The sequence below is a fragment of the Desulfosudis oleivorans Hxd3 genome, from assembly GCF_000018405.1.
Lineage (GTDB): Bacteria > Desulfobacterota > Desulfobacteria > Desulfobacterales > Desulfosudaceae > Desulfosudis > Desulfosudis oleivorans.
The window spans coordinates 2,158,764-2,175,680 of the sequence record NC_009943.1; the positions used below are offsets into that span (position 1 = coordinate 2,158,764).

Annotated in this window: 8 protein-coding genes and 1 pseudogene; all 9 read left to right on the top strand. The window is 52.5% G+C overall.

Going from position 1 to position 16,917, the window contains the following annotated elements:
* Nucleotides 1-278 precede the first annotated feature (278 nt).
* The 9 genes and pseudogenes from DOLE_RS09190 to DOLE_RS09225 all read left to right on the top strand — a co-directional run bounded on the left by DOLE_RS09190 (nucleotide 279) and on the right by DOLE_RS09225 (nucleotide 16,895).
* Nucleotides 279-2,936, top strand: a complete 2,658-nt coding sequence (locus DOLE_RS09190) for a choice-of-anchor Q domain-containing protein (RefSeq protein WP_153304401.1) — start codon at nucleotides 279-281, stop codon at nucleotides 2,934-2,936.
* Nucleotides 2,937-2,960: 24 nt separating this feature from the next.
* Complete coding sequence (locus DOLE_RS09195) at nucleotides 2,961-6,332, top strand: golvesin C-terminal-like domain-containing protein (RefSeq protein WP_012175209.1); 3,372 nt, start codon at nucleotides 2,961-2,963, stop codon at nucleotides 6,330-6,332.
* 999 nt (nucleotides 6,333-7,331) lie between these two features.
* Nucleotides 7,332-7,430 (top strand): annotated as a pseudogene (locus DOLE_RS18780) (hypothetical protein); the annotation flags it as partial.
* A gap of 273 nt (nucleotides 7,431-7,703) precedes the next feature.
* Nucleotides 7,704-8,744 carry a choice-of-anchor Q domain-containing protein gene (locus tag DOLE_RS09200; protein WP_041280467.1) on the top strand — a complete coding sequence of 347 codons (1,041 nt, stop codon included), beginning with the start codon at nucleotides 7,704-7,706 and terminating at the stop codon, nucleotides 8,742-8,744.
* 158 nt (nucleotides 8,745-8,902) lie between these two features.
* A complete protein-coding gene (locus tag DOLE_RS09205) occupies nucleotides 8,903-10,912 on the top strand; it encodes a GEVED domain-containing protein (RefSeq protein WP_012175211.1) in 2,010 nt (669 codons plus the stop codon).
* A 393-nt stretch (nucleotides 10,913-11,305) separates the two neighbouring features.
* On the top strand, nucleotides 11,306-14,104 hold the full coding sequence (locus tag DOLE_RS09210; protein ID WP_012175212.1) for an MSCRAMM family protein: 2,799 nt from the start codon (nucleotides 11,306-11,308) through the stop codon (nucleotides 14,102-14,104).
* Nucleotides 14,105-14,308: 204 nt separating this feature from the next.
* Nucleotides 14,309-14,983 (top strand): fibronectin type III domain-containing protein, encoded by a 675-nt coding sequence (locus DOLE_RS09215; protein ID WP_012175213.1) that lies wholly within the window; start codon nucleotides 14,309-14,311, stop codon nucleotides 14,981-14,983.
* Nucleotides 14,984-15,036: 53 nt separating this feature from the next.
* On the top strand, nucleotides 15,037-15,951 hold the full coding sequence (locus DOLE_RS09220; RefSeq protein WP_041280468.1) for a sulfotransferase: 915 nt from the start codon (nucleotides 15,037-15,039) through the stop codon (nucleotides 15,949-15,951).
* Nucleotides 15,951-16,895: a sulfotransferase gene (locus tag DOLE_RS09225; protein WP_083766566.1), complete on the top strand. Its 945-nt coding sequence runs from the start codon at nucleotides 15,951-15,953 to the stop codon at nucleotides 16,893-16,895. The genes DOLE_RS09220 and DOLE_RS09225 overlap by 1 nt, the downstream gene beginning before the upstream one ends.
* Nucleotides 16,896-16,917 lie beyond the last annotated feature (22 nt).

Consider the following 16,917-nt stretch of genomic DNA (forward strand, 5'->3'; position numbering starts at 1 on the left):
ACGATCGGGTGATTTTAAATGGATATAACGCGGACTGCACCGCCCGGCTTGATGATTTTGAGAATACAGATAATGCTATTGAATATTTTCCTGCCCATACCAGTGGGACGGACTATTATATAGATGTAACTGAATTTATAAGCACAATGCAGGGAACTACGGGAACGATAGGGTTTAACCTGATTTCAAACGGTTCGGATGGGTATTTAGATGTACGAATTGCCAATACTGCTGAAAGGCGTTCCCAGCTCCGGGTGCAATATGCGGCAAAAATTGTTGTGGATTCGGATGCAACTGGCAACAATGATGGCACATCATGGACAGACGCCTATGTCTCTCTGCAGGACGCCCTCAACGCCGCCATGGCCGGCGACCAGATCTGGGTGGCGGCCGGCACCTATTACCCGGATGAGGGCAGCAGCCAGACAGACAACGACCGCGCGTCAACATTTTTAATCCCCAGCGGTGTGGCTGTTTATGGGGGCTTCGACGGCACGGACGGTGCCGGCGGCGGCGCCCTGGAAACCACCCTTGACGAACGGGACTGGGAAAACAATCCAACCATTCTAAGCGGAGACCTGGGCCAGGATGACGATTCAGGCGGCGACAACAGCGAAAATGCCTACCATGTGGTCTGGTTTGACCGGGCCGGCAACCAGACCCGCCTGGATGGCGTTACCATAACCGCCGGCAACGCCGATGGGAGCCTCTGGAACGACAAGAACGGAGGCGGAATTTACAATGACGGTTCCGGCAGCGGAAACAGCAGCAATCCCTGCTTAAACAACTGCACCATCAGCGGGAACAATGCTTTTAATGCCGGCGGCGGTATATATAATAACGGGTCTGACACCCTCAGCCTTACCGGGGACAGCAGCCCCACCCTGACCGACTGTGTCATCAGCGGGAATAATGCCGGTTCCGGCGGCGGCATATATAATTACGGCAGTTATGGCAACAGCAGCCCGGTATTGACCAACTGCACGATCAACGAAAACAACGCGTACAACGGCGGTGGCATCTACAACAACAGCAGCAACGGCAACAGCAGCCCCATCCTTTTGAACTGTATCATCAACGGTAATACCGCTGAAATGGGGGGCGGGCTCCATAACGAAAGTGACGATACCGGAACCTGCATGCCTGAGCTGACCGGTTGTACCATCACCAACAACACCGCTCTCTATGAAGGCGGTGGAATGGATAACTATGCACACAATGGAACCACAAGCCCGATTCTCACCGACTGCACCATCAGTGACAATTCTGCCGATACCGGCGGCGGATTCTCCAATAACGCTTTAGAGCATGGAATATGCAGCCCCACCCTGTATAACTGCGTCATCAGCGGCAATGCCGCTACGGGTTTTGGGGGCGGAATGTATAATTATAACAACAGCGGAGAGACCTGCCCTGCCCTGACAAACTGCACCATCACCAACAACACCGCAACCTATGAAGGCGGTGGCATCGGTAATTATGCGCATAATAATGGGGCATCAAGCAGCCCTGCGCTGACCAACTGTGTTATCCGTGGCAACACGGCTGAAGTGGGTGGTGGCATCAGTAACTACGCGGATAATGAGGGCACATCAAGCCCTGTCCTTACCAACTGCACCATCAGTGGCAATGCCGCCGACAACGGCGGCGGTATTTTCAATGGCGGGTTCGAAGGCATAATCAGCCCGGCCTTAACCAACTGCATCCTCTGGAACAACCATGCGGATATATCCGGCCCTGAAATATATAATGATGGTGGTTCTCCCGCTTACGCCTACTGCAACATCAAGGGCAGCGGCGGCAGCGCGGCCTGGAACACCACCCTGGGCACGGACAGCGGCAACAACATAGACGCCGATCCCATATTTGCAAACCCGGCCGCCGACCTGCGCCTGATGGCCGGTTCGCCCTGCCTGGACACCGGCAACAATGTTGCCAACGGCACGTCGTTTGACCTGGATGGCGAAGCCCGTATCCAGAACACCATCATTGACATGGGGGCCTACGAAGGCGCGGAAGCCCTGCCCTTTGCCAACCTGGTCAACTGGAACGGCAACCTGGTGGCCGACTTTGGCGACAACGGCCTGTGGTACCACAACGGCAGCAACTGGAACTGGATGACCAACCGGGGCCATGTCAACCAGATGGTGGTGTGGGATGGCAAGCTGGTGGTGGATTTTGGTTCCGACTACGGAGTGCACTACTATGACGGCACCGGCTGGACCTGGATGTCCAACAAAGGCGGTGTGGCAAAAATGATCACCTGGAACAATGGCGCAACAGAAAAGCTGGTGGTGGACTTTGGCGCAGGCAAGCGCGTCTACACATATAACGGTTCCTGGAGCTGGTTTACCAACAAGGACGCCGTGGCAAACATGACCGTGTGGGATAACCGGCTGGTGGTCGACTTCGGGTCCGGCCGGGGCGTGTACAACAACAACGGCACCTGGAACTGGATGACCAACAAGGACGACATTGCCAAAATGGTGGCCTGGAACAACGGTTCTGCCGAGCGGCTGGTGGTGGACTTTGGCGGGGGCCGCCGGGTGTACACCTACAACGGCGCCTGGGCATGGCTCACCAACAAGGATGACGTGGCCGACATGACCGTGTGGAACAACAAGCTGGTTGTCGATTTCGGTAACGGCCGGAGCGTGTACAACTATGATGGTGCATGGCACTGGATGACCAACAAGGATAACGTGACCAAAATGGTGACCTGGAAGGACGGTGCCGACAAACTGGCCGTAGACTTCGGCTCAGGCCGGGGGATGTTCTATTATGACGGTGTATGGCACTGGATGTCCAACAAGGATGATCTTACGGATATGATCGCCTGGGGCACCCGCCTGGCCGTGGATTTTGGCTCAGGCCGGGGGATGTACAACTACGACGGTGCCTGGCACTGGATGAAAAACTGGAGTACGGCAGACTGACCAAAAGAAATGGGAGGAGAGGGAATGCGGCTGAAAAAAATACTCTTTATGCTGGCATTGTCTGGCCTGATGGCAATAACTGCTCATGCAAACACACCAGGCGATACGGTTCCCGGCCTGGTTAACATTGTCTGGGACGGCTCCGGCAGCATGGTCTGGACAATTGCTACTGACGAAACTTTTTATTGGATCGACTCAGAACCGTATGCGTATGTTTTTCCGGAAACCGAATACTATTATGATGGTTCAAGCTATGGCCGGCCTTTGCCTGCCGACAACCGAAACCACTGGCAACCCCAGTGTTCTTTCTTTAATTACATGTATTACAATCCCGAAGTAAACTACACACCCTGGCCCAGATGGACCACACTGGAGGGTCATGCCGGAGAATTTGAAAATTTCCAGGCTGATATAAACACACCACTTCAACATCCCATCGACATTTCACAAGGTGTCTTTGACCTGAACGACAATTTTTTTTCCTGGGATTTAGTACTGCCGGACGGCTTGGAACCGGAAGACGTGGAGGTTGTTGTCGATAATTCAGACATTCCCTCCATTACAGTGGATGACATGGATGCAGGTTTTTTATCAGACCCGGCTATCGGTTCCTGGATACGATATGAAAATCCGGATTATATAGGAAATGATTACTATACCATACGATATAGTGGAAAACCGACAACTGCGACCTGGCAGACGGATATAACAAACAGCGGTGAATATGAGGTCCTGATTAGTGTCCCCTTTGGAATAAACCGGACTCGAGAAGCCAATTACACTGTTTTTCACGACAACGGTTCAAATGAGCAAGCAATCAGCCAGCGGGCCGATACCCATCAGGAGTGGATATCCTTGGGTAGTTATAATTTTACTGATACAGCAAAAATTATGGTAATAAGCAGTCAAGCTTTCACTCACCTGGCTGTAGATGCTGTCATGCTTGTTCCAAAATTTGACACATCCGCCAACTTGCCTGTCGCTTTTTCCTCAACCGGGCCATGGCAGACAGTCAGCAGCAGCCAGGCCTACCCTGACGCAACTGGAAATAGCCACTGTCTTGTTACCGCGGAGACCGGCACCCCCTGTTCCGCCACATGGCAGGCCAACAACCTGGATCCTTCCATAACCTATGATGTCTATGCCCGTTGGGTGGAAGGCAGCGACCGCTCAACCGCTGTTGAATACAATATTGATCATATAGACGGCAGCCAGGCTGTAACAGTAAACCAGCGCCTCAATGGCGGCGCATGGTGCCTCCTGGCTTCCGGCCTGGGCTTTGGCTGCACCGGTACAGTCACCTTGTCCCATACCCCCACGGATTTGGCATCAGACAGTGCCTGCGCCGACGCAGTCTTATTTGTTAAATCCGGGCTGCGGTTGACAGGAGATACAATCTTTGCCCATTATTTTATTCAAAAATCCCCCGACGATGTCTTTCTGATCGATCTTAACGGCGGGATCGCCTACTTCAGGGCACTGCTCGCGCCAGATGGCAAAACCGTCGAGGCACTGACCCAGATTACGGAAGAAGAAGCCGGCGCGGAAGGGCTTGTCACCGGCCGCACCTACCTGGAGGAACGACAAAATTTTGCCAACTGGTATCAATTTTACCGCAGGCGTTATTTCACCGGTATCGCGACCCTTGGACAGATGATAAATGACTGGTCTAATGTTTTTCTGCGTATCACCTCGTTTCCGCCTGATAATTTTTTCAGAAGAATCTCTCCTGTTGATGTAACGATCCGCAATACCGATGGGGAACTGACCCACTACAACGAAAAAGACGACATCCTTTATGATTTATACACAATGATGCACCCCTGGGGCGGGACCTTTCTGCGCGAAGGGCTGTACCAGGCCGGCCAGTTTTTCGAACTGGGCCGAAGTGACTTCTGGCCTGAGGACAGATGGGAGAACCTGCCGCCCGGGGCGTTCCAGGTATATTCCAGCCCGGATTACTACCCGTTTTTTACCCCGGAAAACGGTGGTGCGTATCAGCAGGCATTCACCGTTGTAATGACCGACGGCCTGTGGAACGGCACATTGAGATATCCGGTGGGCAATGTCGACGGGGGTTGGATGTACAACCCGCCTTTCACCGGCGGCGTTTTCGGTGACGACTACTCTGACACTGCCGCGGATGTAGCCATGTACTTTTATTGTCGGGACCTGCGCCCGATTCTAAATGATATTGTGCCGCCAGGTGACTTTGATTTCGCCCCCCATCAACACATGGTGACATACGCTGTTGCACTAGGCGTTCGTGGGGCACACTTCAGCGAAGCGTATCGTCAGATGACCGAACCCTATCTGAGATATGGCGCGGAGCCCCCATCCTGGATCGGCTGGCCTCAGATCGTGCCTGATACAAACAGCACTATTGATGATCTCTGGCATGCTACCATAAATGGCCGGGGGTCGTTTTTTTCAGCCATGGATGTAAATAATTTGGCTGCTGCCATGGCCGCAATACGGCAGGATATCACGCAGCGACTGGAAATTCCTTCCACCCCCGCCAATCTGATCAACTGGAACGGCAACCTGGTGGCCGACTTCGGCGACAACGGCCTGTGGTACCACAACGGCAGCAACTGGAACTGGATGACCAACCGGGGCCATGTCAACCAGATGGTAGTGTGGGACGGCAAACTGGTTGTGGATTTCGGGGCTGACCACGGCATGCACTACTATGATGGTTCGTGGCACTGGATGACCAACAAGGATGGTGTGGCCATGATGACCGTTTGGGGCAACAAGCTGGTTGTCGATTTCGGCAACGGTCGGAGTGTCTACAACTATGACGGTGCATGGCACTGGATGTCCAACAAGGATGACGTGGCCGACATGACCGTTTGGAACAACAAACTGGTTGTTGATTTCGGCGGCGGTCGGAGTGTCTACAACTATGACGGTGCATGGCACTGGATGTCCAACAAGGATGACGTGGCCGACATGACCGTTTGGAACAACAAACTGGTTGTTGATTTCGGCGGCGGTCGTGGAATGTTCAACAACGACGGCACCTGGCACTGGATGACCAACAAGGATGATGTGGCCATGATGACCGTTTGGGGCAACAAGCTGGTTGTCGATTTTGGCAACGGTCGAAGCGTCTACAACTACGACGGCTCATGGCACTGGATGACCAACAAAGATGACGTGGCGAAAATGGTGACCTGGAAGGACGGTGCCGACAAACTGGCCGTAGACTTCGGCTCAGGCCGGGGGATGTTCTATTATGACGGTGTATGGCACTGGATGTCCAACAAGGACGATATTACGGATATGATCGCCTGGGGCACCTGCCTGGCCGTGGATTTTGGCTCAGGCCGGGGGATGTACAACTACGACGGTGCCTGGCACTGGATGAAAAACTGGAGCACGGCGGATTAAGGAGAGGGGAGAATGAAAGTAAGACTCGGTAGCTGTTGCAGAGCGTGTTTGATCTTTGGAGTTATTTTGTGTTTGTTTGTTTTTCTGCCGGTTGCAAGTTCTCAGGCCGCCATTATTTATGTGGACACTGATGCCACCGGAAGCAATAACGGCACATCATGGACGGACGCTTATATCTTTTTGCAGGATGCCCTGGCATCCGCCTCCTCCGGTGATCAGGTCTGGGTGGCTGGAGGGACATATTATCCGGACGAAGGCGCAAGCCAGACCGACGGTGACCGCGCCTCAACTTTTAATATCCCCAACAACTCGAAAGTCTACGGCGGATTTGACGGTACGGAAACCAGCCTAGAGGAACGCGATTGGGAGACAAATGTCACTGTTTTAAGTGGGGATTTGAATCAGGATGACGACACAGACGGCGATAACAGTGAAAACGCTTACCATGTGGTTTATTCTGAGGGGGGCAGTGATCAGACCACATTGGATGGTTTTAGGATTACTGCGGGCAACGCCAGCGCCAGTAGTCAACCCAACTGCTGGGGGGGAGGCATTTATAATAAGAACAGCGATCCCCGATTAATTAATTGTAATATTATCGGTAACCATAGCCGTGAGGCAGGCGGTGGAATGTATAACCAAGCTTATTCCGGTACAAGTAAACCAACTTTGGTGAATTGTGTTTTCAGCGGCAATACTGCTAATGATGGTGCTGGGCTAAATAATCGTAGTTATTGGGGTACAAATAGTCCAACGCTAATTAGATGTACCTTCAGTGATAATAAAACTAATCCTTTTTCATATTACGGAGGCGGAGTTAAAAACCTTGGACAATATAATGGTATAAATAACGCCACTTTCATAAACTGCGAATTCATCGGTAACAGTGCCTACTCCGGTGGCGGAATGTATAATAGAGCTATAGAGCATGGCAGCACAGTCAACCCAACGCTTATAAATTGTAGTTTTCGCGGAAACCGCGCTGCAAATGGCGGTGGGATGCATAATTATGGTGACTGGACGGGCACATGCAGTCCGGTTTTAATCAACTGTACCTTTAGCGGCAATTACGCTGATAATGGTGGTGGGATATATAATAATCAAGATGATACTGATGGAGGAGTATGTACGCCTGTCCTGAAAAATTGTATTCTTTGGAACAATTGGGCGGCCTATACACACGGTGCTGAAGTCTATAACCGCAACGCAACTGCTACTTACTCTTACTGTAATATTGATGGCAGCGGCGGTAGCGCCGCCTGGGACACCGAACTGGGCACGGACAACGGCAACAATATTGATGCTGATCCCCTGTTTGTCGATCCGCCCGATCCGGCAGCCGCGCCCACCACGGACGGCGACCTGCACTTAATGACTGGATCACCCTGCATTGATACCGGTGACAACAACGCCAACGCCGAACCATTTGACCTTGATGGCAATGCCCGCATTCAGAACAACATCATTGACATGGGGGCCTACGAAGTCGCGGGGTCCCTGCCCTACCCCAACATGATCAACTGGAACGGCAACCTGGTGGCCGACTTCGGCGACAATGGCCTGTGGTACCACAACGGCACATCCTGGAACTGGATGACCAATCGGGGCCATGTTAATCAGATGGTGGTGTGGGACGGCAAGCTGGTGGTGGACTTCGGTTCCGATTACGGTATGCACTACTATGACGGCACCGGCTGGAACTGGATGTCCAACAAAGGCGATGTGGCAAAAATGATCGCCTGGAACAATGGCGCAACAGAAAAGCTGGTGGTTGACTTCGGCGGGGGCCGCCGTATCTACACCTACAACGGAGCCTGGAGCTGGTTTAACAACAAGGACGACATCAACGGCATGCTCGTCTGGGACAACAGGCTGGTCGTCGATTTCGGCAAGGGCCGGGGCGTTTACAACAACAACGGCGCCTGGAACTGGATGACCAACAAGGATGACGTGGCCACGGCAGTGGTCTGGGACAACGGGTCCACCGAACGACTGGTGGTGGATTTTGGCGGGGGCCGCCGGGTGTACACCTACAACGGCGCATGGAGCTGGCTCACCAACAAGGATGATGTCAACGACATGGCCGTGTGGAACAACAAGCTGGTGGTCGACTTTGGCAACGGCCGCCGCATATACACCTATGACGGGGCCTGGTGCTGGATTTCCAATAAAGACGATGTAGCGAAAATGGCGGCCTGGAACGACGGCGCCGACAAGCTGGCCGTGGACTTCGGCGCCGGCCGGGGCATGTACTACTATGACGGGTCCTGGCACTGGATGAAGAACGCCAGCGACGTGCCGGAGATGACAGCCTGGGGCAACCGCCTGGCCGTGGACTTCGGACCGGGAACAGGTGTTTACAACTATGACGGTTCCTGGAACTTTATGAAAACCTGGAGCACGGCGGATTAGCCATCGCTCCAATCCAATCCCTTACCCCGCAAGCTGGGGCCAAACGGCTTCAGCCTGCCGGGTTTTATCCGCGTGGAATCGACACGATTGTTTTCACATCAAATCATGAAAACCTCTGGGATAAAAGAGGGAACAGCCAAACAACAAAGGAGGGAGCCATGCGAACAAAAAAAACAGCAAAATTGTTGTCGGTATTGGCCCTGCTGGGGCTGATGGTGTTTTGGCAATGTGCCATTCCACAGCAGGCCGTCGCCGAAGAGATTGGAGAAATTGATTTTGGTGACGCACCGGATCCGACATACCCTACACGGATGGCCAGTAATGGAGCCGGTCACATCATTGTGCCGTCGTACTTTATGGGTGCCGGCATAGACGGTGAACCGGACGGGCAACCGGATCCCAATGCCATGGGAGATGATAATGACGGGAATGACGATGAAGATGGTGTGATTTTCAACGCCGCTCTCACGCCCTGCGCCCAGATTCCGGTAACCATCATCGCATCGGCGCCGGGTTTCATCGACGCATGGATCGACTTCAATATAGACGGCGACTGGGCAGACGCCGGGGAACAGATATTTACGAGCCATCCGGTGGTGGCCGGTGTAAATCCCTTAAACTTCTCCGTCCCCTGCAATTCGACTTTAGGGCAAACCTTTGCCCGGTTCCGGTTCAGCTCCACCGGCGGATTGTCATACACAGGCCTTGCCATGGATGGTGAGGTGGAGGACTACGCGGTATGGCTTGAAGAGTCACTGGAAGAGTATCTTGATTGCGGTGATGCCCCCGACCCTTCCTATCCGACACTGCTTGCCAATAACGGCGCGTGTCATATCATTGTGCCGCAATACTATCTTGGCAACTCCATAGACAACGAACCTGATGGACAGCCCGATCCCAACGCCCTGGGAGATGACAACAACAATCTTGACGATGAAGACGGAGTGGCCATTCCCAGCGTTCTGACACTTGGAATGCAAGCCCCCCTGATTGTCACGGCATCGGCACCCGGTTTTATTGATGCATGGATTGATTTCAACGCCGACGGCGACTGGGCAGATGCCGGAGAGCAGATATTCGTGAGCCAGCCTGTAGTGGCCGGGGCCAACATCCTGAACGTTACTCCCCCCACGAATGCAGTCCCAGGCAAAACCTTTGCCCGGTTCCGGTTCAGCTCCACCGGCGGATTGTCATACACAGGTCTTGCCACGGATGGCGAGGTGGAGGACTATGCGGTACGCATTGAAAGAGGGATCGGTCTCAACCTGATAGAATGGAACGGCAACCTGGTGGCCGATTTTGGGAAAAATGGCCTGTGGTACCACAACGGTACAAGTTGGAACTGGATGACCAACAAGGGTTATGTGGGGCAGATGGCAGTCTGGGGCGGTAACCTGGTGGTGGATTTCGGCGCCGGTCACGGCTTGCAGTACTATAATGGCACTTCCTGGACCTGGATGAGCAACAAAGGCGGCGTGAATGCCATGACCACCTGGCACGACGGCTCAACAGAAAGGCTGGTGGTGGACTTTGGCGGAGGACGGCGGGTCTACACCTACAATGGTGCATGGAGCTGGCTGTCCAACAAGGACGACGTCAACGCCATGAATGTCTGGAACAACAAGCTGGTGGTCGATTTTGGGGCCGGCCGGGGTGTGTATAATTACGACACCTCCTGGCACTGGATGTCCAACAAGGACGACATTGCGCTGTGGACCCTGTGGAACAACGGCTCCACCGAGCCCCTGGTGGTGGACTTTGGCGGAGGCCGACGGGTGTACACCTATAACGGCGCATGGAGCTGGCTCACCAACAAGGACGATGTCAATGACATGGCCGTGTGGAACAACAGGCTGGTGATTGATTTTGGCGCCGGCCGCGGCCTCTATAACAACAACGGTACCTGGAACTGGATGTCGAACAAGGATGACACGGCGCACATGGTGCCCTGGAACAACGGCACCGGTGATCAGTTGGCCGTGGATTTTGGCAATGGCCGGAATATGTACAACTATAACGGTGCCTGGAACTGGATCAAAAACGCCAACAACGTGCCGGAAATGGTGGCCTGGAACAATTGCCTGGCCGCGGACTTCGGCTCCGGCGTGGGCATCTACAATTACAACGGTGCCTGGAACTTCATGAAATCCTGGAGTACGGCGGACTGATCTTTCACACCGGCACACACCAGAGCCGGATCACGGGCTTCAAACCGGCCCGTGATCCGGCTTTTTTTATCCCTCCTGCTCTGTCCTGAAAGGGCCGGGTCCGAATCTCCTAATTCAAAAATCTTGACATTTGCCTGGCTCCGCCTTAAAATTGTCGACAATTATTCTTCTTCAACTTGCCCAAGATACCGGCGATTTTGCCACCTTGGAAACGAGTTGGATTATAAGGATGCGAAAAGTAACCCTCTTTCAACAAAAAGACGGTTACTCCGCCATAAAAAAATATGTTTTTAAAATGTCGTTACAATCGGCCTGTCTTTTGCCTAAAGATGGGCCGTTTTTTATAGGCTTCTTTTAAACGAAATTTTTTTAACTTTTGAACCGGAGGTCTTAATGAAAAAAAGAAACTTTAACTTTATCAAGGCGCTTGCCATGGCATCCACGCTGCTTTTCATGCTGGTGGCCACGGCATCTCCTCTGCTGGCGGCGATCACGATCAGCGGCACCGTCACCGACAGTGGAGCCACTCCTGCTCCGATTGCAAACGCGTATGTCGGCTTATACACTGACTGTCAGAGCTACTATGACGGGACCATGACCGACACCAATGGCGATTACAGTTTTACGGACATACCAGACGGCACCTATTTTGTTGCCGTCACCGACAATCCTGATCCCTGCTTGCAAAATTATGTGGCTGAATTCTGGAACGACACAGACATGGAGCCCCATACCTGCGATAACACTACACCGGTCAGCACCACCAGGGCGGATGTGGATTTTTCCCTTCAACCGGGCTATCAGATTTCAGGCACCGTTTATGCGCCGAATGGCACCACCCCGTTAGAAGATGTTTTTCTGGTTTTGCATTTCGGTGATGCCTGCGATGGTTATTGGCTTACAGGCATGTTAACAGATCAATCCGGCCAGTACTGCTTTACGGTCCCGGCCGGTGGTCCCTATTTTGTTTCAGCACAGCCACAAGGCATTGACTATGCCCCGGCATGGTACTGCTCCTGGGCTGAACCGGGTCTCTTCGGCGAATTCTGTTGCGAAAATGCGGAATCGATAAACATTATTGACGCGGATGTTTCGGGGGCTGATTTTTACCTGGCGGATGGCGGTTCGATTTCCGGTGTGATCAAGGACAGCGCCGGCAACCCCATTGCCAATGTTCCAGTAAACATCGGCAGTGATGGCCTGGAAATAGGTTGGAATTCGATTCAGACCGGCCCGGACGGCAGTTTTCAATTTACCGGTCTGGCGCCGGGAATCTGGTATGTGCATTCACAACCCGACGTGTCTTCCGGGTATGCCCAATTGGTAAGGGACTATTATCTGGAGAGCGTCGGCGAGGACCGCAATATCGGCACCCTTACCCTTGAAGATGGCGCTTTGATTACCGGCACGTTTACTGACCCTACCGGCACCCCCATACCTGATATCGAATTTGAATGGGGTGGAAAGTTTGAAGGCGGTGAAGCGGAAACCGAGACCGGCTATTTTGAAATCCGGCTGCCGCTGGGTACCCATTCTTTGACTGTGGAACATGATCAGGATGATGGCGTATACTGCATGCTGCCGGTCCAAATCACGGTGGCAGACACCTCTGTGCCGCAGAGTCTCGGAGACGTGACTCTCTATGATCCCGCTACCGGTGCTACCATTACCGGAACAGTAACCGACAACGGCCTTTATTATGAAGGCGAACTTCAGGTTGTGGCCTTTGCTCATGGCCAGGAATTTACGCCCGATAAAGCAGGTGGCGCGGTTCCCCTGGGTTTTGGAATGCCTGATGAAAGTGGTAATTATACCTTACTCGCACCTCCTTCCGCGACAATTGATCTTTATCTGGTAACAGGTTGGGAAAGCGAGTGCGAGGGCGCCGAGTCTGTGGTGGTGGTTGATTCACTGACAAACATCGCTACGCCGACTGCCGGCCAGGTCCTGACAGGACAAAATCTGGCATACACCAATGAGGGGGGGTACATCAACGCTATTATCGCGGACCGTAACGATCCCATGGCATCCATCTGCCGCGCAAATGCCATACTGTACAGTCAACCCGGTGATGTTTTCGCCGGATTTGCCATGTCTAACGGATGGGGCGATTTCTCTTTTTCTAATGTCCCCGCAGGGGAGTATCGCATCGCCGTTACCCACCCCGACTATCCGGATGAAATCACCTGGAGCCCGGTGTTTACACTTAATGTATCTGACTGGCTCTGGTTTGGTCAGCCTCCTCTTTATTTGGGCGAAGAGACCGCCCCCAACCTGATGGGCTGGGGCCACAACCTCGTGGCGGATTTTGGAGACCGGGGTCTGTGGTTCCACGACGGTACCCAATGGAACTGGATGACCAACCGGGGCCATGTGGGACAAATGGCGGTGTGGGACGGTAAGCTGGTGGTGGATTTCGGACCGGACTACGGTCTGCACTGCTATGACGGCACTTCCTGGACCTGGATGTCCAACAAAGGCGGCGTGAACTTCATGACCGTCTGGAACAACGGCTCAACGGAAAAACTGGTGGTTGACTTTGGCGGGGGCCGCCGTATCTACACGTACAATGGCACCTGGAGCTGGTTTAACAACAAGGACGACGTAAACGGCATGCTCGTCTGGGACAACAAGCTGGTTGTTGATTTTGGGGCCGGCCGGGGTGTGTACAACTACGACACCTCCTGGCACTGGATGTCCAACAAAGACGACGTGGCCACGGCAGTGGTCTGGGACAACGGGTCCACCGAACGCCTGGTGGTGGACTTCGGCGGCGGCCGCCGCGTCTACACCTACAACGGAACCTGGAGCTGGCTCTCCAACAAGGATGATGTCAACGCCATGGAGGTGTGGAACGGCAAACTGGTGGTTGATTTTGGCTCTGGCCGGAGCATGTATAACTATGACACATCCTGGCACTGGATGACCAACAAGGATGACGTGGCCCAAATGGTCACATGGAACGACGGCGTTGAGGACAAGCTGGCCGTTGACTTCGGCGGCGGACGGGGCATGTCTTACTATGACGGCGCATGGAACTGGATGAAAAACGCCAGTGATGTGTCGGAGATGATTGCCTATGAGGGGACCCTCTGGAGCGATCTCCTGGCCGTGGACTTCGGACCGGGAACCGGTGTGTACTACTATGACGACTCCTGGAACTTCATGAAATCCTGGAGCACCGCGGACTGATTTTTAACTCCTACTCTCCATGCCGGATCTGGGCCGACTTTCGGTCCGGGTCCGGCATTTTTTTGCCCTGCCCTCCTCTGCCCGATAAAAATCGATGCCATGGTCCCTTTGTCCTGAAAGAATTGACACATCCCCGGCAGTTCGCTATAACTGGCAAGCTACCGGTTTTATTTTGATCTGCAACCATACAAACAGAGGAAAGGCATGAAAAAAATCACCATCCTCGGCATCGTGCTTGCGGTTATTATCGCCGGCGTTCTGATCTTTCCGCCACTGAGAAATAAAGAAGCTGAAAAAAATCCGGCATCCCGGCCTTCAGCCCCGGCCATGGTTACCGCTTCTCCTGGGGTCCGGCAGATCACCCTGACCTGGCAACCCGTGGCTGAAGCGGCCGCCTACAATATCTACTGGGCCACGCAAAGTCCGGTAACGCAGGCGGACAAAAACAAAATCACCTGTACCGACGCCCGCTATATTCATACCGGCCTGGCCGGCGATACCACCTACTACTACATCGTCACCGCCGTCAACGCCCACGGGGAAAGCCCGGCCAGCCGGGAAGTGTCTGCCATGGCCTGGCCCCCCTACACTGTTCCGGAAAATGCCCAATCCGCGGCAGAGGCCGAATTTGAGCGCCAGTTGATGGAACGGCTGATGAATAGCGAACAGCCCAGCGTGGAACCGCCGGACACCGAAGAACCCACCTGGGACCCTAACGCGGAAACCCCGCCGCCCAGGGAAGAGTGGCCCGATGAAGGCCGGCCCACCTGGGACCCCAACAAGGAGGCCCCCCCGCCCAGAAGCGAATGGCCCGGCGAAGGAGAAACACAGAAGTGGTCTCCCCATGACGAGCCCCAAAAGTTTCCCACGCCTTTCTAACCGGAATGCCGCGAAAACAATGAATTCACGTAACCCGTAAAATGGCTCAACTCATGAACGGTCCGAACTTTCTTTGTATAGGCGCCCATAAAGCCGGCACTACCTGGCTGCAAAAAGTACTGGAAACCCATCCGGACGTATTTCTGCCCATGAAGGAGATCCATTTTTTTGACCGGGACCCAAGTTATCCTTCAAGTAACTACTTGGCGGCCCCCAGCCCATTTACTCGGCTGATGAAGAAGAAAAACCGGACCCGAAATATTAAAATCGCCAGGGCACTGGCAAAAAGTATCTTAACTGTCAATACTGAGCGGTTCCGTTTTTTTTCAAACTTTTTTTTAACAGTCAATGATCAATGGTATCCCAACCTTTTTGCGACCAAACGAAAATACAAGGTCAAAGGAGACATCACCCCTGCCTATTCCATTTTACGTGAAGAAGATGTTCAAAAAATCCGGGACATGAACCCTGGCATGAAAATCATTTTTATAATGCGCAACCCCATCTATCGAGACTGGTCAGCTGCCCGTTATAATATTACCGAACATGGCCACAATGTAAATTCAATCAAATATTTTGACAGGGACGAAATGATTTTAAGAGGAGACTATCTGAGAACCATCGAACACTACTCAAAATTTTTCCCGACAGATCAGATTTTATATTGTTTTTTTGAAGAATTAGTTGAAACCCCTCATGAATTCTATAATCGGCTTTGTCGCTTTCTAGGTATTGCGCCTTGTGCCGGGACATTTATTACTAAGCAGATTAACAAAAGCCCCATCCAGCTATTCAACCCGACAATTCGCCTTTATTTGGCCTCCAGGCACCTGGCGCAACTAAAAAATCTAGCGGACCGTTTTGGTGGCTACTGTGAGGGGTGGTATCAGGAGGCTAAAAAAATTATTGAACAAGGGGTTGTGGAAAGGCAAAACATACTATTTCCCAAAGTCGATCAGAATCAATAATGCTAAACCTGCAACCAATTTTTATTGTCGGTTTTACCCGTGGCGGTACCAATATCCTGCTGAACCTTTTGCGCTCTCATCCCGATATCTGCTCCCCAAGGGGGGAAATGCAGCAGGTGTTCAAGGGTAAGGGCCGACCTTTCCGTGATTTTTTGCTCCGGCACCGGTGGGATGGTGAACCGCCCGGCACGGTAGTCGGTAAGCGGCTCCGATATCTTCCGATTCTTGTTTCAGAGCGACAAGATATTTTTGATGAAAACTGCTGGGCGCTTCGTAAACCATTTAAAAAAACAACCCGGGTAAGAATTGACCGGATTCTATATGACGAAAAACTTAAAGCCAGGGGCAAAAATCAGAACTATTATAAAACTGAAAACGTGCCCTACACTTTAAACGAAATCGCCGATGCCCGCCTGTTGTGTAAAAACATCAATGGGCTGATTTTTCTGTCCCGGGAATTTTCCGAAATGTACCCGGACGCTACTTTCATCGCCCTTATCCGTAACGGTCTGGCAATATGTGAAGGCCATATTCGACGAAGGCAGGCCACTGCGGAAGAGATTGCCCGTCGTTACCAGGCGGGCTGCGATCAGATTCTTCACGACGCTGAAAATTTGGCAAATTATAAGATTATTCGTTACGAAGACTTGATCTCCAGGCCGCAGGAAACGCTTACGGAGGTTTTCTCTTTTGCACGGCTGGATATAAAAAAATTAAAAAAGGTGCGGCTGGAAGCCACAAAAATAATCGGCGCCAACGGGACCCATAATGTTTTCAAAAACAAACCCTATAAGGAAATAATCTGGTATGATCTGGATAAAATCGGAAACCATTTTGTCAGTGATGCCAATGAGAATCAGATCAAACGATTAAACCCGGAAGACAAGAAAACAATACTATACCATGCCGGGGCAGCCTTACAAGCCTTTGGCTATGTCCGATAAATAATACTGTTTTAAAATTTTT